A 23052-nucleotide genomic window follows, 5' to 3' on the forward strand; every position below is an offset into this window, starting at 1 on the left:
ACCTATACGGTTTCTCATTGCATCGCGCGCAGTTCTACCCGATCGAACGAGTGGGGGTGATTCCTAGGCATTCAGTCAGACGGGTTTCAGGTCAGAGATGTACCAGTCCGGCCCAACCTTGGTGAGTGCGACTGACACACGGCTTCCATCGAGAACTGGATCCGGAGTGACGGTCGTCGTCGTGGTTTGGTTGACGAACAGCAGCAGCGTGACACTTTCCGAATCTGCGGTAACCACCGAGCTTTCGACTATTTCAGCTTTGGTCGACACGCCCTTGTCTTTCGCGGTCGGGATGATGACCTGATCAGCGAGCGTTTCGAATTGTACTCGGAAGGGTCCGGTGAGCTGCTGCGTTGCCGACGACAGCGTCGATTCGATGTCGGCAGGGTTGTAGGTCAGGAGAGCGGGGACTTGTTCGCTCGCTGCGGCAGTAGCTTCGGACCTTGCGATCTTGATTTCGTCATGCCTCCCGATATCGAGATAGAGCCACACAATGCATCCAGATAGCGCAAGCATCGCAGCGGCAAGCATGCACGTCACTCCACGTCTGAGCCCAGGTCCCCAGCCGCCAACGACTGCAATAGGACTTCGGTGTGCCCTCATGCTACGAACTCGACATTCGACACGAGCCAATCACCGTCGATGTTGTCCAAGGTCAGTCTCATTCGGTACGTCCTTCTCTCACCATCCGGCGCTTCTGTGTTCTTGACTGTGGATGTCACCGCAGCCAGGACCGTTGCCTGACCGTCGTCGATCTTCGAGATGCCGGCGAGTTCAACTTGCCCTGTCGATTGCACTTGTCCGTCGCCGAGGACCTTCTCGAAGCTTCCCGAAACATCGGCGAACTGTTGTCTGAAATCGCCAGTCGTCGAAGCCAGAATCTGGTCCAAATCATCACGCGCACTGCCGTACCGCAAGGTGACGAGGTCGACGGCAACTTGATGTGCGGTCACGAGAACATCCTGTCCGCGAGCCTGCTCATCTCGGCGTCCCTGATCCGAACGCAAGAGTACGACCGATACCGTTGCCAGGACTGCCACAATAAGTGCCAGCGCAACCAGTACTACTGCGCCTCGTGACGAGGGCAACGCGGGCGCGGGCATCTCGACTTCGAGTGCACTGTGGTCCTCGGCCGGTGCATCGGTTACTTCACCGTTCATATCGATAGTGGCGTCAGCCACAGGTCCTGCCATGTGAACTTCTCCTTACTGGCATTGGGGTCTCGCAAGACGTTTGCAAGGATGTACGACTGGCCCTTCGGCGATACGAACCTTCCACTCGACGGATCGTAGGGAACTGCCACATCATTGGCCCCTGCTGTCGTTGTGATCGGTTCACCCGCACTCGTCTCGGGGATGGTGCCGGCCACGGGCCCAATTCCTGTTCCATAAGTCGACTGGCCCGGACCTGTGGCGCCATTTGGTGATGCCAACATCTCTTGCCAGGTCGACGGAAGCCCGCGTGGGCATTCGCTGACTTCAGCTGTGCGTACGGTGGGATCTGTTGCGCAGGGCAGGTTTCGTGCACCTCGCACAGCACGCGGATCACTTGACGGCAACGTGCAATACGAAGTGGTGCTCGGTTCCATCGGTGACGTGTCCGACGGATCTCGTCGTTGAATATCCTCGAAACCTTCGGTGCACGGAGCCGGATTTTGACTGCTTCCCAATTTGACGTCCAAGGGCCCCTGTCCCTTTTCTCGATCACCGTCTAATTGGAATCCGCGGTGAACATTGGAGAATGCCGAGGACAGTGCCGGGTACACAACCAATATCTGTTGCAGATTAGGCAGGTTGACCCGTATCACTTCACCAGAGGTCTGCAAGTTGGCGAGCATAACGGGCAGGGCCGGTCGAAGGTCATCGAAGGTTCCAGCCACCGTGGCTCCAAATCCTATGCCCCTGTCGAGGGTGGCTCTGATTTGCGCATCATTCATGACGAGCTGCTCGCTGAACGAATTGAGATCGCGTACAGACAAGCGTATTTCATCCTGGACATCGATTCCGGTGTCCAGGAGAGGCTCTGAATCCTCCACCAGTTTTGTCGTGGGACCGATATCTGCGAGGGCAAGGGTAACGAGGTCCTGAGAGGAGTCGATCAGCGTGCCAAGTGCCGGACCGATGCCGTTGAACGCTGCGAAAGACTCGTCGATTGTCGTCTTCAGATCGTCGCGTGGAATCGAGGCAAGTAGAGCGTCAGCATTTGACAGCAGCGTTCCGGTCGATGTGGGGAGCGAGGTTCGGTCAACTGAGACTGAACTTCCCTCCCTCAAGTACGGACCTTCTGTCGAGGCGGGGCGAAAGTCGACGTACTGCTCGCCGATAGCAGACACACTCCGGATGGCGACCTTCGATGATTCCGGGACGTCGTGATCGGAGTCCATCTTGAGGGTGGCAACGACGTCGGCCTTCGTTACTTCGATGGCAGTCACGCGGCCGATGTCTATCCCCCGGTACGTCACGATCGCGTTCGCATACAGCCCTGAGGCATCCTCGAAATGCGCTTGCACCGTGTAGATTCCAAGTCCCGCAGCGCGTTGCACACCCAGATAGTTGACGGAGACGTACGCCAGGCTGAGGATCGTCAGTACGAGAAATACGAGCAACTGTCGTCGAACGAACGTGGTCATCGGTTTCCCCGATCTTCGGTCGGCGCTCGGAGCGGGTCGACCGCACCTGTCGCAGTCCCCATCCCCGTCAGTGCTCCTGGGTCGGGGATGCTTCCGAGAACATCGTTCTGAAGGGTCGGGAGTGACAGATCCAAAGTCATGTACAAGTTGATGTAGTCACCTCTGATCGTGTCAGCAGCTGTGGTGACAGGAAATGGCCCGGTGCCTGCGATGACCAGCGAATCAGCCAGGGTCGAACCCGATGCGGCAAGTTCTGTGAGGGTTGGCGCCAAGCTTGCTAGGTTTGCCTTGAGGTCGTCCCGGCCGGCGGCGAGGACGTTGTTGGCGATATCGGCGGCAGATCCGACTTTGTCGAGCATCGTCACCAGTTGTGTCTGTTGGGTTTCGAGGACATTCACCGCGGGTTGGATAGAGGCGATCCCGGTGTCGATCGTGGTTGTCTGTTCGGACAGAGTCACGCCTAGACGATCGATACTGTCGATTGCTCGGACGATCTGGTCACGTTGGACGTCAAGGCCGTCGACAAAGGTCCCGAGTCGGCCGAAGAGATCATGTATCTGTTCCTCTCTTCCGCCCATCGCTGCGTTCATCTGAGTGGTGATTGCTCGAATCTGCTCCAATCCACCGCCATTCAACAGCAGTGACAGCGTTGAAAGCACTTCCTCCGTCTCCGGATAGCGACTGGTTCTGTCCAACGGAACGACGTCACCGTCACTGAGTGTTCCGATGGGCGACTGATCATCGGGAGCGTTCAGTTCGAGGTACTGTGCGCCGAGCAGACTCTTTTGCGCGAGCTTGGCGGTGGTGTTTTCGGGAAGACCATTTCCCTGTTGCAATTCGACGGTGAGTAACGCGGACCATCCGTTCACTTCTACTTTCCGAATGGTTCCGATCGTGACGTTGGCCGACTTCACCTCCGAGTTTGCCACTAGGTTCTGTACATCCGCCATCTGCACTGTCACCTGGTATGTGTCGCCCTTTGTCGAGTTTCCAGGTAGCGGAATTGAATTGAGCCCGTCGAAGCTGCATCCAGCGAGTGCAAGTGCAGCGCCACAGGCGCCAATTGTCGTCTGCATCAGGCGTGCGCGGATCATGGTCCTTCGCTTTCGATAGTCGGCAGGGTCAGATCGGTGACAGTTCCGGCTCCCGCATGTCCGGCGGGTGGGGGAACCGTCGGGTACAGCGCGGTCGATCCGAGTGCCTGCGCTGCCTGAGCGCATTGATCCTGAGGGGCGCCCACTGTTGTCAATAATCCGCAGATCAGATTCAACGGATCCACACGGTCCGGCACCATGAGTGCGCCGGTGAGCGAGTTCGCATCCGGGTCCCAGATATTGTAGAGATCCGAGAGCGCCGTCGGTGCGACGTGCAGCAGTTTGGCAATATCGTCCTGCCGGTTTACTAAGAGTTGGGTGATGTCCACGAGTTGAGATACATCCGTGCTGAGTCGATTCCGGTTGTCAGCAACGAAGGTTTGAACTTGTTCGAGCGCTGGAACAAGCGCATTGATGGCGGCATCGAATTCTGTCCGGTTGTCGTTGAGCAGTGCGGACAGTGATGCCAATTCCCGAACAAAGCTGCCGACCTGGTCATCGTTTGCCGCCAAGGCTGAGACGAAGGTCTGAAGATTTCTGATGGTCGCGAAGATATCCGTGCCGCTGGTATTCAAGGTTTTTGCAGCTCTTGATAATTCGTTGACTGTTTCGCCCAAGGTCGCGCCGTTGCCCGACAACGTATCCGATGTCTTGGAGAAGAAGTCGTTGACGGAACCGTCACGGTTGAGTCCCTCCGGCCCCAGTTCTGCTGCTAGGCTCGCCAGCTGGTTCTTGAGTTCGTCGAACTCGATGGGGACTGCTGTCTTCTCGAGTGGTATCACAGCCCCGTCGTCCATTGTGTCTCCACCTGTGTACGCGGGTGAGAGTTGTATGTAGCGGCCGGTGACCAGGGTGGGTGAGATGATTGCAGCTTGAACGTCCGAGGGCACAGAGTAGTCGCTATCGATACTGAACTCGATCCGAACGCGGTCGCCGTCCGGGGCGATCTTGTCGATACTTCCTACTGGGACGCCTGCAATCGCAACCGGGTCTCCTTCGTACAGCCCCGTTGAATTGACGAAATATGCCACCGCGTGATTGGTAGATACCTTGTCCACCATCAGGAAGGTTGCCGACACCGCCAACGCGCTCGCTGTTAAGACGATCACCACTGTCGATGTGCGCGGCAATCGTTGTCGTAGCGATTTCATCGCGGACCTCCGAAACTACTCGCGATCTGACCGCGCAGATCTGCCGGAATCAGGTTCTGGATAATTACGCCGAAATACGGACCGGTGGCAACGGCTTCGCCGATTTGCCGGACGAATGGTGCCGCGCGTACGAGGCTCTCGTTGAGATTCCCGTAGTTGTTCTGAAGTAAGGTCAGCACATCGTTCAGCTGATCGAGCGTCGGGCCAAGGGTATCTCGGTTTTCGGCCACGGCAGCGTCGAGCTGCTTCGATACCGCCTCGACATTTATCAGCAGAGAATGGACAGTGTCCGCCCGGCGGTTGATCGCATCGAATAATGCCGTGCCGTCACCGAACAGTGCTGCGAGTTGCTGATCCCGTTCTGCAAGTACACCTGACACCCCATTTGCGTAGGTAAGTAGGGACGCCAACGTCTCATCGCGAGAAGAAATTGTGTCCGATAGCCGCCCGAGTCCGGTGAGAGAATCACGCAAATTGGGTGGAAGATCAGCGAGAACATCCCCAGCGGAGTCGAGCGCCGCCGACAGTGAGGGCACATCCGTGTCCGCCACCGTAGAGGTGAGGTCGGATAGCGACTGACTGACGTCGAAGCTCGCGCGGGTTCGGGAAATGGGGATTACATCCCCAGAACGCAATTCGCCTCGTCCACTCGACTCCAGTTCCAGAAACCGCCGTCCGAGGGCGGTCTGCACTTTGATGGCGGCGCCGGTTTGGTCCCCCAATGTCAGTGTGTCGGATCCGGCGGTGAACGCTATTTCCACGATCGCACCGTTGAGTTCGATCTCTTTGACCTTGCCAACCTTGACGCCCGCGACTTGGACATCGTCGCCTTCTTTGAGTCCGGAGGCGTCCACGAATTCCGCTGTGTACGAAGTGGTGTCATTGATCACTGGGAGTGAATCGAAGTTGAAGGCAACCACCAGCGCTACCAGTACCCCTGCTGTTCCGAGGATCCCAATCGGAATGGGGTTTCGCTCTCTGAATGGCTTCATCGGTTACTGGCACCTTTGAGTCGGGGAAGTGAACATCGGCGAGGTCAACTGGTCGCTCAACTTGACCGCGACTCCGCACAGGTAGAAGTTGAAAAAACTTCCGTACTGCCCTCGTCCGAGCAATTTGTAGGCTTCGGGCAGCTTCGCGAGCACCAAGTTCAGTGTGTCCGAACTCGCGTTCAGGTTGCTCGACAATGCTCCTAGCTGTGAAATATCTTGCTGCAGAGAGGGTCTTGATTCTTTGAGTATCTCCGTCAGAGTGCCGGTTACAGCGTCGACATTCTCCAGCGCGGTGGCGATTGTCTCCTTGTCAGTAGCCAGTCCGCCGACCAGTCGTTGGAGTTGGTCCAGCATCGAGGAGAATTGTTGGCTTCGATTGTCGACTGTTGCCAGTACCGTGTCGAGATTGTCGATCACCCGACCAATAGTCTGATCCCGATCGGCAAGTGTGTTCGTCAGCGAGCCGATTTGAGCTACCAGGGTGCCGATCACGTCTGACTGCCCATTGAGCACTTGGATGAGCGAAGCTGAGAATTGATTCGTCTGTTCGGGGTCCAAGCCTTGTAGCAACGGACGAAAACCGTTGACCAGATCATCGAGGTCCAAAGCGGATTGCGTTCGTTCGAGCGGGATTGTCGTGCCAGCAGGTATCGCAAGACCTCCGGTCGATTCTTGTGAAATCTCCAGGTATCGATCGCCGATGAGATTCTTGTATTTCACTGCAAGCCTGTTCGATTCGGTCAACTTCACTTTGTCGTCGAGCGAGAAGCTAACAATGCCGGTCGTGGAGTCCTGCAACTGCACAGTCTCCACTTTGCCAATCGGTACACCGGCAACTTTGACGTCCTCGCCCGGCACCAGTCCTGAAACATCAGCGAAAAGGGCGCGATACGTCGTAGAAGCACCGAAGCGCATGTTGCCGACGACCGTGGCCAACAACGCCGTCGTCAAGGCAGTGACGATCATGAACAGCACCAGTTTAGTGCCCGGCGCGCGCGCCTTCACTGCGCAAACACGCTGGTCGGACCGTACAGGAGTGTCAGGAGCGGCGACTGGGCCAATTCCCCGAGCGTGAACTCGCGTTCGTAGGCTTCGCTTCCATCATGGAACTGAGTATGCGGCGGGACAGTGGAATTCGGATCGATGGGTCCGGCCCCGTAGCAGTCCGGCGCGTTGTCAGCGGCATTGATCGGGAGGTTATCCGGATAGGCGTAGGCCGGGTCACCGAGTAGAACCGTCGACTGAACATTGAGTCCAGGTTTCGTTCCTCCGACAGTGTTTTCGAGGAAGTGTCTATTTTGGCTCATTCCTGCAAAGAAACACACCGTCTGCGGCGAATACTGTGCGAAGAGGTTTGTCGTCGGCCGCAGCGACGACAGCGCTTGTGTCAGTGGTTCGGCGACCTCGCGGAAGAACGCTTCGCCGGAGTTGCCGAGTTCGGTAAAGCTCAGGATGAACGAGGTGAGTTCCGGTTCCTTCGCTACGATGCTGTCACTCGTGACGCTGAGATTTCCTACTAGAGAGAGAAATTCGGGCGAAGCGTCGGCAAAGGTGTCAGCGTTCTCTGCGAGCTTCGGAAGATCTCGTTGGAGCGTGGGTATACTGCCGTTGAACTTGCTCAGGTAGTCGTCGAGGTCGACGAGAAGTTGCCCCAGTCGGTCCCCGCGGCCATCCAACGCAGTTGCTGCGGCTCCGAGAGTGGCGTTGAGTTTTTGCGGATCCACTGCGTCGAGGACGGATACAAGGTTCGTGAAGACATCATTCACTTCTACGGTAACGTCCGAATTGTCAATCACGGATCCTTCTTCGAGACCCCAATCTGATGGGTCATTCGGTATTTGCAGAGTCACGAATTTTCGCCCGAATACTGTCGTCGGCTCCAAGTACGCGGACACATTCTGAGGAATGTTCGCCAGTTGCCCTGGATCTATATCCAGCGTGAGCTCTGCTCTGTTGTTGGCAAATTCGACGTCTGCAACAGTGCCGATGACTACCCCCCTGAGTTTGACGTCTGAGCCCGGATCCATCAAGAGTCCGGACCGGTCGGCGAGAATGTGAACCTGCACCGACCGTGTGAACGCTCCTGCATAGAGCGCCGCGGATACTGCGGCGGCGAGTAGCAGCACAACGATAGTGGCAAGTGCTATCAATGCTCGCCACAGGCGGGAAACTTCCAATGCAGCCATCCTCCTCTACCCCGAGATTCTCACGTTGGCCGAAGGCCCACCGAAAACAGCGATGCCGATAAGCAAGTCCACAATCATGATCGCGATCAGCGACGTTCTCACTGCCCGACCGACAGCGACTCCCACTCCGGCAGGGCCGCCCGATGCGTTGTATCCGTGATAGCAATGAACCGACATGACGACCAAAGACATCACCAGAACCTTGAGAAGAGACCAGAGGACATCGGTTGGTACAAGGAAAACACTGAAGTAATGCGCGTAAGTGCCGCGGGATTCGCCGGCGAGCCATACGGTGACGATGCGCGTCGACGCATAGCCCATGATCAACGCTATTGCGTAGAGCGGTATTACGGCTACGAAGCCGGCGATTATCCGAGTAGTGACGAGGTACGGGAGAGAGGGTATCGACATTGCATCGAGAGCATCGATCTCCTCGCTGACCCGCATTGCTCCGAGCTGCGCAGTGAAGCCGGCGCCGACGGTGGCGGTCAAGGCCACTCCAGCGATGACGGGTATCGCCTCGCGCGTATTGATGAACGCTGACACGAAACCGGACAATGCGGCTATCCCGACGTTGCCCAAAGTTTTCGTACCTTGCTGCCCGACTTCGTATCCGGCTGCAGCAGTAAGAAATCCGATGACAACGACGCTCCCACCGATCACGGCGAGTGCTCCACTGCCCAACGACACCTCCGCGATCAGTCTCAAGACTTCTTTGCGGTAGCGCACCACCGTTCGGCGGATCCACAGAAAGGCTTTCGCGTAGAAGATCATCTGGGCACCGAATCCGGCAAGCTTGTCCACGGGGACATTCCCTGCACGGAGAAGAGCAGTCGACGAACGACTACCTCCCGCACCTGACTTGGTTACGGATCTGAACAACTGCAAGCCTTCCTCTACTTCAACTGCAATGAGATCGTGGTGATAATTGAGTTCGCAAGGAACAGCAGCACGAAGCTGAAGACAACGGTTTGATTGACTGCATCCCCAACACCTTTCGGCCCTCCTTTTGCCCGCAAACCCAAGTGGCATGCCACAAGTCCTGCAAGGAGCCCGAAGACTGCGGCCTTCAACTCGCTGACGATAAGATCGCTGAAACTGGTGAGGATGGGAATGCTGGTGACGAACTGACCGGGAGTCGCTCCCTGAAGGAACACTGCGAAGGCGTAGCCACCAACAAGGCCGACCGTAGTGACCAATCCGTTAAGGAAGAGTGCTACCACTGTCGAGGCAATGACCCTCGGCACTACAAGTCTCTGGATCGGGTCGATCCCGAGAACCTCCATGGCGTCGAGTTCTTCTCGGATCTTCCGAGAGCCGAGGTCGGCACAAATCGCAGTAGCACCCGCACCAGCGACAACGAGCACGGTGACAACCGGCCCGATTTCACGCACTACCGCCAACCCCGCGCCGGCGCCGCTGAAGTCGACCGCCCCGATCTCGGTGAGGAGCAGATTAATCTGGAAGACCACGATAACGCAGAACGGTATCGCCATCAGCAGGGTAGGGACTATCGATACGCTGGCAACGAACCACGCCTGCTCGACGAACTCGCGAAACTGGAAGGGGCGCCGAAATAGCCCTCGCAATGCGTCGAGCGCAGTCGCATAGAAGCTGCCCACCTGCCTGGTCGCACCCGATGCGGCAGTTCCTGTAGCAGACAGATCAACACGCTTGAATTTTGATTCAAATCGCAATGGATGATGCCCCAGTTCTTGAACGCCGCGAAATGCCAGCGACGAACCAGTGCTGATTGCATCGCGACTGCGCGAAATAGACTGCAGGTGAATGCCCTTGATGGCGAACCAAGGGGGCGAAAGTCCTATGAAGCCTGTCACATTTCGAAGGCCGAACGCAACCCCGACAGCACACATATTTGAAGTTATATTCGAATTAGCCTTCCGAAAACCGACCGTTCGACACACCATCAGCCGTCTATGCCGCTCTGGGAGCCATGTCCACCACCGGGTGTTCCTGATCCCCGCTTTGGATTGACGACCCTGGGTGCCTTCATTGCTATTCCCGCTATCACTGACACCTCTGCAGGGCCGTTTGCCGCGACGCGGATGGGCGATCGTCACCCGTATACGAAGTCAAGGTCGGCGAGACCGCACCGATTCTTCTTCCGCGCCGACGGAAACGGATATTGCGATCAATGATCAAGTAGGCACGCTCGTCCAGCAGGATCACTCGACCGAACGCGTGCGGGTATCGTGTGGCCCGCCAAAGTCGCCACCAAGGCACATCGATTCGTTTCGCCGCGCTCCATGGGTGAAACGGCCTGCCGATGCCGTCGAGGAAGCGAATCCTTCTATAGTCTAACTATGGCTAGAAACCCAACTTCGAAAACTGTGCCGCGCGATGAGGGCCCGAGTGACTCCAAGTCCGCACGCACGAGGACACGGATCCTCGACGCTGCCGCACACATCCTCAGCATCAAGGGATATTCGGGCACTCGGCTGACAGACGTGGCTGATCACGCGGAACTCCAAGCCCCAGCTATCTACTACTACTTTCCCTCACGCGAGGATCTCATTGAAGAAGTGATGTGGGTGGGTATCGCAGACATGCGAGAGCACTTGCGCTCGACACTGGACAAGGTTGATTCGGACAAGACTCCGATGGACCGCATCATGATCGCGGTAGAGGCGCACTTGCGTCACGAGCTGGAAATCTCTGATTACACTACTGCGTCTATTCGCAATGCAGGACAGCTCCCTGAGAACATGCGGGAGCGGCAGAAAGCGGAGGAAGCCAAGTACGGCGAAATCTGGCGGAAACTCTTCAAGGACGCACTCGACGAGGGTGAAATTCGCCCCGATATCGATATTCGGGTCGCGAGAATGCTCGTGATGGGTGCTCTCAACTGGGCTGCTGAGTGGTGGAATCCCCGGCGTGGATCACTCGACGTCGTCGTTCAAACAGCCCAGTCAATTGTACGGGCTGGCATTGGTCCAATCGCAGAAGATGCCCTGGCTGCACCACCGGTCGTCATGCCTAAACGCCGCGCGCCCGCGCGCCGAAGCCGCGCGGCCGCGCAGGACAGTTGATCGTCCTTCCCCGCGGGCAGATCGAGATCTAAGTTCGCACTGCCGCAATAGCTTTACGCGTCTCCGCAAAGGCAAGAGCATCTTTCCATGAAGTCTTCTTCGTGATCAGGCCGCGATACTTCATGATGTCAGTTTGTCCGTTGACCGTGAGTGCGCCGACCAACGTGTCACCGCTTCGATACAGTGCCACCCACTTCCCATCCTCGTTGATGTCGCCGTCAACGAGGAGGACCTCGTCGGCGTCGGTGATACCGACGAACTGAATGCGACTCTGATACCAATCAGACCAGAAGTAAGGCACCGTCGAGTAAGGCCTCGGCACCTCAGGCGACAGAGCATTTCTCGCGGCGGCCGCTCCTTGCTCTGCGGCACTGGTCCAATGCTCGAGCCTCTGCAACCGGTCGAAGAGCGGGTTGTGCCATCGGGCAACGTCACCGGCGGCGTACACGCCGTCAATTCCGGTCCACAGAGTTTCGTCGCACACCACACCGTTGTCGAGTGTTAGACCAGAATCCGCCAGCCAATCGACTGCCGGCGCCGTGCCTATTCCGACGACAACGAGATCCGCTGGAAGAACTGTTCCGTCCGCCAAGACCACCCGCTCGACATGTCCATCCCCCTCTACAGCGGAGACACCGACCCCACAACGCAGTTCTGTGCCGTTCCGTTCGTGCAGCGAAGCGATTGCGCTGCCCATGGCAGGACCCACGGCGCGAACCAGCGGAGTCGGTAGCGCTTCGACGACGGTTACGTCGAGGCCGCGCTTGTTCGCGTTGGACGCGACTTCCGAGCCTATGAAACCGGCCCCGATGACTACAGTTCGCGCCCCGTGTTCGAGCGCAGCGCGAACTGCAATTGCGTCGTCGATTGTTCGCAGCCCGTACACCCCGGCCAAGTTCGAGGTTCCGGGAAGTGCACGAGCCTCTGCGCCGGTCGCAATGATCAGGATGTCGTACGAAACTTGATCGTCGTCGATATGGACGACCTTTCGTGCGGTATCGAGTCCGGTGGCCGGCCTTCCGAGAAGCAACGTGACATCCAGGTCGTCTGCAAAAGTCTCTTCCGACCTGAACCACGGGACTTCTGGTTCGGTTGCGTCCGTGCGCGGCTCGAGAAATGCTTTGGACAACGGCGGCCTGTCATAGGGCAGATGTGATTCCCTACCTATCAAGGTGATCGAACCCTCGAAGCCAGCTTTCCTCGCTGCTTCGACTGCTCGCAGGCCTGCCAGAGAAGCTCCGACAACGACGAAGCGTCGGGAGTCGTGGTGAGCGTTGTCCATCGCACTATCCTTCGTTCAAATATGGAGCTTCACTTAGTGTTCGATCTTCAAGGCTTCCGTGGGGCAACCCGCGACAGCCTCTTCTATTTCCGCGAGTTCTCCAGGCTCGATATCTTCCTTGAGCACCAGCAGATCACCGGATTCATCGACTTCGAAGAAAGCGGGTGCCAACGATTCGCAGATCCCGAGTCCGGTGCACTTGGAACGGTCGACGACGACCTTCATTATCTTGACTCTTTCTGTAAGGCAGCACTTTTCGGCTGCTTCAGTTGTACTGTCACGCTGAGGTGAAGATCGGAAACTGTGCCTTGACATGCTCGACGACGATCTTGGCCGTCTCTGCGCATGCAGTGGTTCCGCCGTTGGCGTATTCTTTCACGCCGTCTCCGACGTTCCACAGTCCTTCGATCGGTGTTGTGTTCGGTAGGTCGAATCCCGAAACTGCACGCTGAGGTGGCCAACCGTCACGAGTGACATTCGTGGAGAGAATGCGTGCCTTGTGATCGAATCCTGGGATGGCGTCACGGAGGTCCTCCATGACAAGTTCGATCTCGGAGGCCTCGTCGAAATCTCCGACCGAAGGGTTCGGGATCGCTCCGCCGACGTACAGGTGCCATCCATCCGGTGCCATTTCAGGGCAGACATCGGTGAAGTTGGCGATGTAGGCGAGTCGACGTGACTTTGCGAAACTGAGCATGCCAGGCACCTCGACGAGACGTTCCTCGCTGGCAAAGTTGACAGCTATCATCGAGCACGGGCGGTCTCCTCGCTTCACCGTATCCACGTACTCAGTCGGGAGCTTGTCTGCCCCCACCAGTCCGAGCGTGGCAGCGGGCCCGGCGTCACTGATCACAACCGGGGCTTCGACTGTCACTTGTGTGCCGGCTCTGTCGACCACTACTCCGGTGACACTTCCCTGGACCGTGGTGATCGATTCGACAGTGCTCGACAGCCAAACCTCGCCTCCGTTCGACTCCAACGAATTTGCCAACGAGCGCCACACGCCGATCGATCCCTCCGGGTGGAACCCGAATCGTTTGAACGCACTCTTGCGGGTGAAATATGTCAGGAACACCTTCGCAGGAAGTTCCTCAGAACTGACGGCGAACACCGACGCGCACATGTTGCGGAAAATGCCATGGACACCTTCATTTTTTGTGTACTTCGCGACCCAGTCGGCTGTCGACAACTCATCCTCAGGCAACCCACTGTCATTGCGCGCTGCTCCAATTCCTTTGACGAGTTTGGCGCCCTGCCTGGTCAGTTTTCCGAGGAGGAATCCCCATCCACCACCGGTTACGTCGACATCTTTACCTGCGATGCGGTACAGAATTGGTGGGCTAGGCTCGCGCACACCGAAGTTCGCTCCGACTTCAGTGAAGGTCTCTTCGGTGATGCCTCCGAGTTCGATCACGATCGCGCCGTTGTTGACCTTGAAACCGTCGATGTCATCCGTCGAAGCGCGGCCGCCTACTTTGTCGAGACTCTCGACGACCAATGTCTTGTATCCCGCGTGTGCCAAACGTGCCGCAGAGAACAGGCCTCCCGCGCCGGCTCCGATGACTACCGCGTCGAACTTCAGCATTTCTGTCGAATTCATACTTGTTTGCAACTCCTTGATCGGGCTGGGTGTCAGTACGAGCGGGGCAAGCCGAGCGAGGTCTGTGCCACGAAGTTGAGCACCATTTCCTTGCTGACCGGCGCTGTTCGCATCAACCGGGTGACGAACCACAGTTCGGACAAGCCATATTCGTGGGTCAAACCGTTCCCGCCGTGTGTCTGTATCGCCTGATCAAGAGCCTTGAGGGATGCCTCAGACGCAGCGTATTTCGCGATGTTCGCGGCCTCGGCTGCGTTCTCCCCGGCGTCGAAGAGTTCGGCACTTCGGGCAGTTGCCAATCGTCCGAGTTCAACATCGATGTGGGCGGCGGCCAAGGGATGTGCGACGCCTTGATGGGCACCGATCGGTTCGGACCAGACTTGGCGGGTTTTCGCGTAAGCGGCTGCCTTGTCCAGTGCGTAGCGGCCGACGCCGCTGCAGATTGCACCTACCAGGATTCGCTCGGGGTTGAGTCCCGAGAATACTTGGCGTAGTCCATTTCCAGCCTCGCCGATGAGTGCCTCCGGTCCTACCCGAACGTCGTCGAGGAACACGGTGAATTGCTTATCCGGTGAGACAATGGACGTGTCGATTTTTTGCAACGTCAGGCCCGGTGTGTCGGTGGGGACCACGAATAGCGACAGTGCTTTACGCTCATCCGTCGAATGTTCGGCGTCGCGTGCGACGAGCAGAAGTGCGTCTGCCTCGTCGACGGCGGAAATGTAGTACTTTCCACCTGAAATGACCCAACCGTCTCCGTCACGGCGGGCCGTGGTCTTGAGGTTGTGGCTGTTAGAACCTGCGTCGGGTTCGGTCAATCCGAAGGCCATCTTTTTCGACCCGTCGGCCATGCCTGGAAGCCAAGCCTTCTTCATCGCGTCAGAGCCGTGAAAGCTGAGGATCGACCCACAGATTGCCGGCGAGATCACCCAGATGAGCATCGGGAAGCCGTGCGCTGCAAGTTCTTCGACGACCACGACGGCTTCGGCCATGCCGCCTCCACCGCCACCGAATTCTTCGGGGAGATGGACACCGAGCAATCCGGCTTCCCCGAGTTCTTTCCACAACTCGTCGATGTTGCCGTTGTTGCGCGCACGTTCGAGGAAATAGCCGGGACCGTAGCGATCTGCTATCTTCGCGACGCTTTCCCGAATCAAGCGGTGTTCGTCAGTGTCTCTGATCAAACCTGTCATATCACTGTCCTTCGAATGTCGGTCGGCGCTTGTCCATGAACGCGCCGATTGCGTTTCGCGCATCACATGAATTGCCGGTACGTGCAACACCTTCGGTCTCGTTCAAGAGCTGCTCGGACAAAGTGTTCGTCCAGGAGTCCCGCAACAAGGCGCGCATGCCGCCGAACGCCATGGTGGGACCTTGCGCCAGTTTCTTTGCGCGCGCCAAGGCTTGTTCATGCAACGTGTCAAGCGGGACAACGGCGTTGATCAGGCCCCATTCGAGTGCCTCATCGGCTCCGAGGACGTAATTCTCGAGGTACATCTGAGCAGCTCGACGAGCGCCGACGAGCCGCGGTAGATGCCAGGTTCCGCCGCCGTCGCCTGAAAGGCCTATGCCGGCGAACGCCGTCACGAATTTCGTGCCCTCCGCTGCCAGGGTGATATCCGCGGTGTACAGGAAGCCCAAACCACCGCCCGCAACCGAACCATGTGCCGCCGTCACGATCGGAGCGTTGATCCGGCTCAGAACGCGAAACGCCTCATGGAACGGACCCGTCATCCGACGAAACAACTCACCGTATGACGAAGGTTCGGCGGTGGTGAAGTACGCGATATCGCCGCCGACTGTCAGGTCTGGGCCGGCGCCTTCGATAAGAACCGCGCGTACGGCCGAGTCCGAAGCACAACGTCGTGCCACGACCAGGAGTTCCTCACCCATAGTCAGATCAATAGCATTGCGCTGATCCGGCCGGTTCAGTCGAATTACTGCGACACCCTTGTCAATTTCGAATTCGATGGTCTCAAACACGCACGCTGCAGAAGGTTCGACGACGAGAGCCTCGTGCCAACGCTGACTGTCTGTCAGTTGATGTAGCCCGGTGATTCGTCCACCCGCGAAGGTGAGAACGTGATTGAACTCCGCATCCAGTTGGGCGCCGGACACCCGCCCTTCCCCCTTGTACCGTCCCGAGACAAAAAGCCTGCCGTCATCGAGAAGGTGAAATTCCTTGGGCTCTGCCTGTGCTCGGTAGTTCTTCGCGATGCGTCCCCAAAAATTGATTCGCATGGCGTCGGCGGTTTCATGCGTGCCACCGAGATCGAGCGGGAGCCCGTCAGTGGTCTGTCCGACAAAATCGGGAGCGATCAAGTCCGACAACGTATCGCGATCACCACTTCCCAAAGCAACATACAGCCGTGCCGCAATGCCTGCTTCGGTTTCCTGGTCAATGCTCATCGATCCCTCCTCATCATCATTTAAATCTAATATAAATAAAAAAGTGTGTGCCCGTCAAGGCTGACCCAGAAAGGCGGAACTCAATCACGACCTATCAGCGCCCAAACAAATAGGACAGACACTTCGACGCACATCAACCCAGTTCGCGGCCAACCACAGAAACGAAGGACACGCAGCTACCTGGACGACCACCGAGATTGTGAGTCAGTGCGGTGTGCGGATCGTCGAGTTGCCGCGCTCCCGCCAGCCCGCGGAATTGCAGCCAGCATTCGTACAGCATCCGCAGTCCGCTGGCCCCTACCGGATGCCCGAAGGATTTCAGTCCTCCATCGGGATTCACCGGCAACCGTCCAGAGCGATCAAAATCCCCGGCAAGCACGTCTTTCCAGCCCTGTCCGCGGCTTGCGAAACCGAGATCTTCCATCAGAACCAGCTCGGTCGGGGTGAAACAATCATGTACTTCAGCCATAGATATCTGAGTGCGCGGGTCGGTGATCCCGGCCTGCGCGTAAGCATCCTGCGCACTGCGAACGACCTCGGGAAAAGTTGTGTAGTCGTAGTCGGGGTCGGTAGCGCCTCGCGCCGGGCCGGCAGCGAGTGCCAGTGCCTTCACATACATCGGGGTGTCGGTGTAGAGGTGTGCGTCTTCGGCGCGGACGATCAGCGCGCAGGCGGCTCCGTCGGAGACGCCGGAGCAATCGAATACACCGAGCCTGCCGGCTACCAGCGGGGCGTTCTCGATCTTCTCGCGAGATACTTCAGACCGGTACTGCGCCTTAGGATTCAGTGCGCCATTGGCATGGTTTTTCCAGGCGATGTGCGTCATAGCTGAGCGCATCTTCTCGGGGTCCACGCCGTAACGTGCGCAATAGGCGGGGTCCAGGAGGGAAAAGGCGGCGGGTGCCGTCATCGAGAGTTCGGCGGCAGTGCCGTCTCCAGGCGGGTCTCCGCGCAGCAGACCGGAAAATCCGGAGTCTTTGAGCTTCTCCACGCCTACGGCCATCACCTTGTCGTAGGCGCCGGAAGCCACTGCGTAGCAGGCATTACGGAAGGACTCTGATCCGCTGGCGCAGTAGTTCTCCACGCGGGTGACGGGCTTGTAGTCCAAGGCCAGTGGTTTGCTGAGGGTCAGCCCGCTCTGTCCGCTGCCGAGAGTGCCGAGCCAGAATGCGTCGACGTCGGCGAGCGAAACACGATCATTGCCGTCGAAGCAATCCGTTATGGCATCAACCAACAAATCGTCCGCGCTTCGACCCCAGTGCTCACCGAAAGAGGTGCAGCCCATGGCAACAATGGCTACTCTGTCCGAAATTCCGTTGCTGCTCATAGCATCTTGGCCTTCCAAAAGTAGTTATGTACCCCGTTCGCGGTTCCTAAACGGCGGAAGGTGAGTCCTACCCGTGTGCCGACCCCAAGCGCTTCCGGATCCGCGTCGGCAACCTCGAGGGTGTAACGGCCACCGCCGTCGAAGTCCACCACGGCATCCACGACCGGCGGAGACGGAGAGAACGCCAGTCGGTCCACGGTGTACGTGGCCACACTGCCCTCACGCGGCGCCAGCGACTCTGCGGCCATCTTGTCCACTACTCCGCAACCCTTGCAAACCCGCGCGGGTGGCAGGTGCAGGAAACTGCAAGCAGAACAACGCGTTCCGGCGAAGTTAAACTTCCAACTCAGGGCACGCGCAGACGGCGGAGCGGCCGCCCAGTCAGGTTCCGGACGACGCGGCGGCTCACGATCAAGGAGTCCACGCCAGTTGAGGTAGGTGAAATACGGGAGTGTGCGGCCAGAGGCCAGTTGACTTGCCACGCTGACGCTCTGGCGAGCCTCGAGGATCCAGTGGGTAGTGTGCAGCACTAGCGCATCGGCGCCGTCCGCCGCCGAGATCAGTAGGATCGACTGCCCGGGCTCGGCGCGGTCCAGTACATCGGCAAGAGCAAGACCCAGGCCTGCGGCACCTGCGTACCCGATCGGCGATCCGGTAGTTCCGATCACCGCCGGCAGCAGCTTCGCCGCTCGTTTGGCAACACCATTGTTGGGCGAGACCACCACGACGTGATCGACGCGGCCGATATCTGCTTTTGCCAGTGCCTCTTTCGCCACTTCAGCGATCAGCGGGAGGTACTGCTCCAGCCCGAACCGCTCCTCCCATTGACTGCCGGCGACAGCGCCGGGAACACGCCAACGGTCCAGGAACTCTTCACTGAGGCTGGCCCGAGCTAGCACCGTGGCAAGAGCCGTCTCAGCGGGACCGAAGGCAAAGGCCGCCGCCCCGTCACCACCGCCCCGTTCATCAGCCGAACCCGGTCGCCCTGTGATCACATCGGACAACACTGCCAAGCCGCCCGACTCTCCAGCCGTGAGCAAGGCTGCCACCGCACCACGCGCACTGCCTACAATATCTGCAGCGAAAACATCGCGATCCAAATTCAATGCCGCATGCACCGCAACGGCATTGGTCTTATCTGCGTACGCCGGTGAGGTAGTCGCCAGATACAGCGAACGTGGATCGGAGTCCGTCCGGCCCACAAGGGCCGCACGTGCAGCCTCGACAGCCATCGTGGTGCTGTCCTCGTCGAACGACGCGGCAACACGTTCGCCCCGTCCCCCACCCGCGCCACCTGCGCTCGCGATCTCAGCCAGGGACACCCGGTGTCGCGGAAGGTACGTGCCGTATGACGTGATACCAAGGCGTTGAGTTGTCATGAACTACAGAACCTTTCAAGAATCGTGACGGAACGGGGCCGCCTGAGATCACAGCTCACCGAGATCACGGTCCTCCCGCCAACGGTCGGCAGAGGGGTCGAGCAGACGTTCCATCGCGTCGTCGCTCAGCCACACGAGCGCCTCGAGAACAAGGGCGTCGAGATAGCGCGTCTGTCCCGTGCGGAGATCCTCGAGACGCAACCGAGGACACTTGGCATTCTCGTCGATCTCCACCGAAACCTGGGCGAACTCGCTGTACACGACCGCTTTGCCGGACATGACCATCTCCTAGATCAAGAAGCCCATATTGGGCAGTGCATACTCGTTGTCCACCAAAACCACGGTCTTGCCCGCCAGTCGGATCGCGTCGTCAACGACACGAATCCTGTAAGTCACTCGGCCCGCGAAGATGTCGGTCCCCCGCTCCTTGGCGGAAAACAACATGAAGTTGGCGCCCACGACGGTGTTCTCCGCACCCGATACGGCCGCTTCCGTACCGAGCAACTCGACGTTGGAGATCACCCGGCGCATGTTGGACGGCGGGGATTGTGCATAGCGCTTACTCGTGCGCAATTGCTTCAATCTGGTGGAAATGCGATTTCGATTGTCGTAGATCACGGACATGTGGGTCTTCGGATCCTTGTCGGTGCCGTCGATGGGCACCCAGTACAGGGCGTCGTCCGTCCACAGCGCTTCCCAGGAATCGAAGTCATGCTCGTCGGCATAGCGCGCTTCCCGGTAGAGAAAAGCTTCCACCTGACGGATATCGGTGAGATCCGGCGTCTTTTGGCTGCGATTTTCGAATGCGACGCTCACTTTGTTTCCTTCCCGACAGCGCCAACAACATCGGCATCGGCATCGGCATCGGCGACTACATCGGCGGGTGCCTGCATGATCTGCTTGTAGTGACGCCAGAAGGCGCGCATCGCGGTCTCGTCGGTAGCGGTTCCGATCCGGTAACCACGCTCATCGGTCTGTTCGCGATCGACGCCGCGGCGGATGTCCACCCAATGCGGTTCGCGCATAGTCACACCCACTTGGTTTCGCTCATACATCTCGGTGTCGTCGGCAAGCAACATGCCGGCCGGGCCCACCGAGCCGATCGACTGCGACACCATCCGGGAATTGAGTTCCGGAGCACCCCTGAGCTGGACCGCGGTCGAGTACTGCACGCACTCATGCGCGGAGAGCGGCTGAATGTTGAACACCTGAATCTCGGCAATGAACAGGTTGGGGAAAATCATGACGTGGGGAGCACCCTCGATCATGATCTCTTCGGCGCCGACGCCATGCTTGACGCGCATCGCTGCCACATAATCCGGAACCCGATCCTCGGTGGTGCCGAACCAGCGCATCGGCTCGGCAAAGGTGCGAAACTCCGGCCGGAGATCGTTCTCGCTGTGCCCGTTCCCGAATGCCCTGGTAACTGCCGTGGAGTTGTCACTGTAGAGCGCACCGATAGGGCTGCCCGTCACCGAGAAAATGGAACCATGGACAAACTGGGGATGGTAGCCGTCAGTCTCGTTCTCGGCCAACAACTTCCAATTCGCGCGAGTCTTGTGCTTGAGCCAACCTGCGGTCAACTCCACCTCGCCCTCAGGCGAAAGCCGTGCCAGTCGGTCCAGTTCGCCCGCAGCGTCGCCGAGGTGCTCGAGCAGAGTGGGCCCCTCCTCTGCGAAGCTTCCGAATACGAAGCCCTGGTACTCGGCGACTCGCGGCACTTTGCCCATACCGAGTTCGAGTTTGTTCTTTCCGCCGTAGCCCTTGTTGTACGGGTAACCAAGCAGCTCACCGGTATTGCGGTAGGTCCAGCCATGGTACGGGCACCGGAACGAACTCGAATTCCCGGCTGCGTCATCGCAAACGAGGTTGGCGCGGTGGGCGCACCGGTTGAGCAGCAGATGTACGTCACCGGACTTGTCACGCGTCATGATGACGTCTTGCAAGCCGAGCTTCTTGCGGACGTAATCGTTGGGCTCGGGCACCTCGGAGGTGTGGCCGACAAACACCCAAGTCTTGTACCAGATTCGCTCGAGCTCGTCAGCGAAGACATCGTCGTTGGTGTAGAGCGATCCATGGATACGCTCGGGCTCGATGAGTGCCGAGTAGTCGACTCGAGGAGCTCTGTCGACCACGGGGTCGCGATCCGTTGCGAGAGTCACTGTTTCTGCTCCGATCCTTGAATATTACTGCTGTCGAATAAGTTTGGCGGCCTCGGTAACGAGGCGAAATTTCTGAATCTTCCCGGTGGGAGTTGTGGGCAGCTCCGCAGCCTCGAGGAACCAGACGTGCTTGGGGACCTTGAACCGAGCCAGGTGCTCGCGGCACAGCGCCAGAACCTCGTCCTCCGTGATCGTCGATTCCGGCGCACGCACTACGCACGCACAGCCGACTTCACCCCACTTGTCGTCAGGCACACCGATCGCATACACCTGACTGATGCCGGGGTGAGCCGTGAGGAGTTCTTCGATTTCCTTGGGCATCACCAGTTCTCCGCCGCTCTTGTAGAGCTCTTTGGACCGGCCGGTGACCTGCACGTAGCCGTCGTCGCGGACGATTCCCAGGTCGCCGGAGTACACCCACCCGTCACGTAAGCCTTTGGCGGTCTCCTCGGGCTTGTTCCAGAACCCGAGCATCGCTGTGGGTCCCCGCGAAATCAATTCGCCTTCTTCGCCATTCGGGAGAAACTCACCCGTCACGGGATCTGCGGTGCGGTACTCGCACAAGGCGCCTGACCGCTCGACGATTCCCGCGACGCCAGCCAACTTCGGTGTGCCCACCGTCGAAGAAGTCAGTTCGAAACTGTCTTCCGGATCACTCAGAGTCATGGCGCCGCCGCACTCGGTCATCCCGTACCCGGTGACGATCTCGGTGATCCCGAGCAGAGAAGCGGCCTTCTCCCACAACCACACCGGACCGGGAGCCGCACCCGAAAGTAACGCCTGCAGACTCGAAAGGTCGTAGTCGGCGATGTCGGGTCGTTCGAGGATGCCCACCGTCATAGTCGGCACGCACAGAATGTCGTTTGCCTGGTGTCGCTCGATACCGGCCAGGTAGGCGGCGGGGTCAAAACTGGGTTGCAGAATCACGGCGCCGCCCACAGTCATCGCGGCCAGCAGGCCCTCGATGTAACCGAACATGTGGTAGCACGGCAACGAGAAAAGCACGCGCCAACCGTCGTCGAAGGCCCGGGTCAGCGCCGACGCATACCCGGTGCGCTGCACCGCGTCATGGGTAATCAGAACGCCTTTGGGCGAGCCTGTGGTTCCCGAGGTGTAGAGGATGTCGCCCACCGAATTCGGGTCGACGACAATGCCTGCGCTGGAGCCCACGTTGGCCCGACCAAGCTCTTCCAAATCCTGAAGTGTCCGGACGCCGTCCCTGGTCCGTCCGTCGACACCGACCTGCACGACATGACGCAACAGCGGCAGAGCGGTCTGGCCCTCCGGGGTGTCCCAGCCTGGCGCAACGGAATCGATCATCTCCGGATAGTCCAGGCCGGCATGGCCGGTCATGGTGATCAGCACAGTGCAGTGGGACTGTTCCAGGACGTAGGCCAACTCTTCTGCCTTGTAGAGAAAGTTGAGCGGAATCGCTACGGCACCAGCGTGTGCGACCGCGAACTTCACCGGAACGAACTCGGTGTAGTTGGCCATCACGATGCCCACGTGATCGCCAGGCTTGACGCCGAGTGCCACGAGTCCGTCCGCCAGACGACGAGACCAGCCTGCCACCTCGCCGTAGGTGGTGATCTTGTCATCGGTAATGACCAGGGGCCGGTCACCGAAGAGTTCTGCCCTGTGATCGAGCCATTCCCCCAGCGAACGCTGTGTCCACTTGGGGAATTGACGCTCCAGCGCGTCGCGCCGTTCCACGATCGAGTTCACCACGACTATGTCCTCCATTTTTCAAATCGTAATTAGATAAATGCAGCGTAGGGGATTGGCAAGTTC

The 23052-nt window shown here is 58.6% G+C and carries 22 protein-coding genes; 1 reads left to right on the forward strand and 21 read right to left on the reverse strand.

Annotation, left to right across the window (positions count from 1 at the left end; all coding sequences use genetic code 11):
• Positions 1-75: 75 nt before the first annotated feature.
• From YH3_RS31465 to YH3_RS31510, 10 genes are all read right to left on the reverse strand, one after another.
• Entirely contained in the window at positions 76-531 is a 456-nt protein-coding gene (locus YH3_RS31465; protein ID WP_154100386.1) for a h domain protein, read from the reverse strand.
• A 68-nt stretch (positions 532-599) separates the two neighbouring features.
• The gene (locus YH3_RS31470; protein ID WP_064444721.1) at positions 600-1193 is read right to left on the reverse strand and encodes a hypothetical protein; all 594 of its coding nucleotides are present in this window, start codon (positions 1191-1193) and stop codon (positions 600-602) included.
• Positions 1157-2629, reverse strand: a complete 1473-nt coding sequence (locus YH3_RS31475) for an MCE family protein (RefSeq protein WP_064444722.1) — start codon at positions 2627-2629, stop codon at positions 1157-1159. Before YH3_RS31475 ends, YH3_RS31470 begins: the two co-directional genes overlap by 37 nt.
• The gene (locus tag YH3_RS31480) at positions 2626-3723 is read right to left on the reverse strand and encodes an MCE family protein (RefSeq protein WP_193777219.1); all 1098 of its coding nucleotides are present in this window, start codon (positions 3721-3723) and stop codon (positions 2626-2628) included. Before YH3_RS31480 ends, YH3_RS31475 begins: the two co-directional genes overlap by 4 nt.
• Positions 3720-4874 (reverse strand): MCE family protein, encoded by a 1155-nt coding sequence (locus tag YH3_RS31485; RefSeq protein ID WP_082920715.1) that lies wholly within the window; start codon positions 4872-4874, stop codon positions 3720-3722. The genes YH3_RS31480 and YH3_RS31485 overlap by 4 nt, the downstream gene beginning before the upstream one ends.
• Positions 4871-5866 carry an MCE family protein gene (locus tag YH3_RS31490; RefSeq protein ID WP_064444724.1) on the reverse strand — a complete coding sequence of 332 codons (996 nt, stop codon included), beginning with the start codon at positions 5864-5866 and terminating at the stop codon, positions 4871-4873. The genes YH3_RS31485 and YH3_RS31490 overlap by 4 nt, the downstream gene beginning before the upstream one ends.
• 3 nt (positions 5867-5869) lie before the next feature.
• Entirely contained in the window at positions 5870-6871 is a 1002-nt protein-coding gene (locus YH3_RS31495) for an MCE family protein (RefSeq protein WP_238592744.1), read from the reverse strand.
• Positions 6868-8052, reverse strand: a complete 1185-nt coding sequence (locus YH3_RS31500) for an MCE family protein (RefSeq protein WP_064444725.1) — start codon at positions 8050-8052, stop codon at positions 6868-6870. The genes YH3_RS31495 and YH3_RS31500 overlap by 4 nt, the downstream gene beginning before the upstream one ends.
• Positions 8053-8058: 6 nt before the next feature.
• Positions 8059-8826, reverse strand: coding sequence for an ABC transporter permease (locus YH3_RS31505; protein WP_082920739.1), 768 nt, complete (start codon positions 8824-8826; stop codon positions 8059-8061).
• A 122-nt stretch (positions 8827-8948) separates the two neighbouring features.
• Positions 8949-9716: an ABC transporter permease gene (locus YH3_RS31510; protein ID WP_064444837.1), complete on the reverse strand. Its 768-nt coding sequence runs from the start codon at positions 9714-9716 to the stop codon at positions 8949-8951.
• Between the two features lie 660 nt (positions 9717-10376).
• Between YH3_RS31510 and YH3_RS31515 the strand changes: the two genes are divergently transcribed.
• Positions 10377-11102, forward strand: a complete 726-nt coding sequence (locus tag YH3_RS31515) for a TetR/AcrR family transcriptional regulator (RefSeq protein WP_064444726.1) — start codon at positions 10377-10379, stop codon at positions 11100-11102.
• Between the two features lie 28 nt (positions 11103-11130).
• On the opposite strand, the gene YH3_RS31520 is transcribed toward YH3_RS31515, so the two are convergent.
• The 11 genes from YH3_RS31520 to YH3_RS31570 form a co-directional block, all read right to left on the reverse strand.
• The gene (locus YH3_RS31520; protein WP_064444727.1) at positions 11131-12384 is read right to left on the reverse strand and encodes an NAD(P)/FAD-dependent oxidoreductase; all 1254 of its coding nucleotides are present in this window, start codon (positions 12382-12384) and stop codon (positions 11131-11133) included.
• 33 nt (positions 12385-12417) lie between these two features.
• Positions 12418-12609, reverse strand: a complete 192-nt coding sequence (locus YH3_RS31525) for a ferredoxin (RefSeq protein WP_064444728.1) — start codon at positions 12607-12609, stop codon at positions 12418-12420.
• Between the two features lie 52 nt (positions 12610-12661).
• Entirely contained in the window at positions 12662-13984 is a 1323-nt protein-coding gene (locus YH3_RS31530) for an NAD(P)/FAD-dependent oxidoreductase (RefSeq protein WP_064444729.1), read from the reverse strand.
• A 32-nt stretch (positions 13985-14016) separates the two neighbouring features.
• Positions 14017-15177 carry an acyl-CoA dehydrogenase family protein gene (locus YH3_RS31535; RefSeq protein WP_064444730.1) on the reverse strand — a complete coding sequence of 387 codons (1161 nt, stop codon included), beginning with the start codon at positions 15175-15177 and terminating at the stop codon, positions 14017-14019.
• Between the two features lies 1 nt (position 15178).
• Positions 15179-16393, reverse strand: a complete 1215-nt coding sequence (locus YH3_RS31540) for an enoyl-CoA hydratase-related protein (protein ID WP_064444731.1) — start codon at positions 16391-16393, stop codon at positions 15179-15181.
• A gap of 133 nt (positions 16394-16526) precedes the next feature.
• Positions 16527-17720, reverse strand: coding sequence for an acetyl-CoA acetyltransferase (locus YH3_RS31545; RefSeq protein WP_064444732.1), 1194 nt, complete (start codon positions 17718-17720; stop codon positions 16527-16529).
• Positions 17717-19099 carry an OB-fold domain-containing protein gene (locus tag YH3_RS31550; protein WP_064444733.1) on the reverse strand — a complete coding sequence of 461 codons (1383 nt, stop codon included), beginning with the start codon at positions 19097-19099 and terminating at the stop codon, positions 17717-17719. Before YH3_RS31550 ends, YH3_RS31545 begins: the two co-directional genes overlap by 4 nt.
• A 48-nt stretch (positions 19100-19147) precedes the next feature.
• On the reverse strand, positions 19148-19378 hold the full coding sequence (locus tag YH3_RS31555; RefSeq protein ID WP_082920740.1) for a hypothetical protein: 231 nt from the start codon (positions 19376-19378) through the stop codon (positions 19148-19150).
• A gap of 9 nt (positions 19379-19387) precedes the next feature.
• Positions 19388-19915: an aromatic-ring-hydroxylating dioxygenase subunit beta gene (locus YH3_RS31560; RefSeq protein ID WP_064444735.1), complete on the reverse strand. Its 528-nt coding sequence runs from the start codon at positions 19913-19915 to the stop codon at positions 19388-19390.
• Positions 19912-21234 (reverse strand): Rieske 2Fe-2S domain-containing protein, encoded by a 1323-nt coding sequence (locus YH3_RS31565; protein WP_064444838.1) that lies wholly within the window; start codon positions 21232-21234, stop codon positions 19912-19914. The genes YH3_RS31560 and YH3_RS31565 overlap by 4 nt, the downstream gene beginning before the upstream one ends.
• A gap of 51 nt (positions 21235-21285) precedes the next feature.
• Entirely contained in the window at positions 21286-23004 is a 1719-nt protein-coding gene (locus YH3_RS31570; RefSeq protein ID WP_064444736.1) for a class I adenylate-forming enzyme family protein, read from the reverse strand.
• Positions 23005-23052 lie beyond the last annotated feature (48 nt).

Source organism: Rhodococcus sp. YH3-3 (assembly GCF_001653035.1).
Lineage (GTDB): Bacteria > Actinomycetota > Actinomycetes > Mycobacteriales > Mycobacteriaceae > Rhodococcus_F > Rhodococcus_F qingshengii.

What these genes read in the sequence shown, in the direction of transcription:
- YH3_RS31465 (WP_154100386.1), bottom strand. Translation starts at nt 531, where the DNA reads ATGCTTGCCGCTGCGATGCTTGCGCTATCTGGATGCATTGTGTGGCTC.
- YH3_RS31470 (WP_064444721.1), bottom strand. Translation starts at nt 1,193, where the DNA reads ATGGCAGGACCTGTGGCTGACGCCACTATCGATATGAACGGTGAAGTA.
- YH3_RS31475 (WP_064444722.1), bottom strand. Translation starts at nt 2,629, where the DNA reads ATGACCACGTTCGTTCGACGACAGTTGCTCGTATTTCTCGTACTGACG.
- YH3_RS31480 (WP_193777219.1), bottom strand. Translation starts at nt 3,723, where the DNA reads ATGATCCGCGCACGCCTGATGCAGACGACAATTGGCGCCTGTGGCGCT.
- YH3_RS31485 (WP_082920715.1), bottom strand. Translation starts at nt 4,874, where the DNA reads ATGAAATCGCTACGACAACGATTGCCGCGCACATCGACAGTGGTGATC.
- YH3_RS31490 (WP_064444724.1), bottom strand. Translation starts at nt 5,866, where the DNA reads ATGAAGCCATTCAGAGAGCGAAACCCCATTCCGATTGGGATCCTCGGA.
- YH3_RS31500 (WP_064444725.1), bottom strand. Translation starts at nt 8,052, where the DNA reads ATGGCTGCATTGGAAGTTTCCCGCCTGTGGCGAGCATTGATAGCACTT.
- YH3_RS31505 (WP_082920739.1), bottom strand. Translation starts at nt 8,826, where the DNA reads ATGATCTTCTACGCGAAAGCCTTTCTGTGGATCCGCCGAACGGTGGTG.
- YH3_RS31515 (WP_064444726.1), top strand. Translation starts at nt 10,377, where the DNA reads ATGGCTAGAAACCCAACTTCGAAAACTGTGCCGCGCGATGAGGGCCCG.
- YH3_RS31520 (WP_064444727.1), bottom strand. Translation starts at nt 12,384, where the DNA reads ATGGACAACGCTCACCACGACTCCCGACGCTTCGTCGTTGTCGGAGCT.
- YH3_RS31525 (WP_064444728.1), bottom strand. Translation starts at nt 12,609, where the DNA reads ATGAAGGTCGTCGTCGACCGTTCCAAGTGCACCGGACTCGGGATCTGC.
- YH3_RS31530 (WP_064444729.1), bottom strand. Translation starts at nt 13,984, where the DNA reads ATGAATTCGACAGAAATGCTGAAGTTCGACGCGGTAGTCATCGGAGCC.
- YH3_RS31535 (WP_064444730.1), bottom strand. Translation starts at nt 15,177, where the DNA reads ATGACAGGTTTGATCAGAGACACTGACGAACACCGCTTGATTCGGGAA.
- YH3_RS31540 (WP_064444731.1), bottom strand. Translation starts at nt 16,393, where the DNA reads ATGAGCATTGACCAGGAAACCGAAGCAGGCATTGCGGCACGGCTGTAT.
- YH3_RS31545 (WP_064444732.1), bottom strand. Translation starts at nt 17,720, where the DNA reads ATGAGCAGCAACGGAATTTCGGACAGAGTAGCCATTGTTGCCATGGGC.
- YH3_RS31550 (WP_064444733.1), bottom strand. Translation starts at nt 19,099, where the DNA reads ATGACAACTCAACGCCTTGGTATCACGTCATACGGCACGTACCTTCCG.
- YH3_RS31555 (WP_082920740.1), bottom strand. Translation starts at nt 19,378, where the DNA reads ATGTCCGGCAAAGCGGTCGTGTACAGCGAGTTCGCCCAGGTTTCGGTG.
- YH3_RS31570 (WP_064444736.1), bottom strand. Translation starts at nt 23,004, where the DNA reads ATGGAGGACATAGTCGTGGTGAACTCGATCGTGGAACGGCGCGACGCG.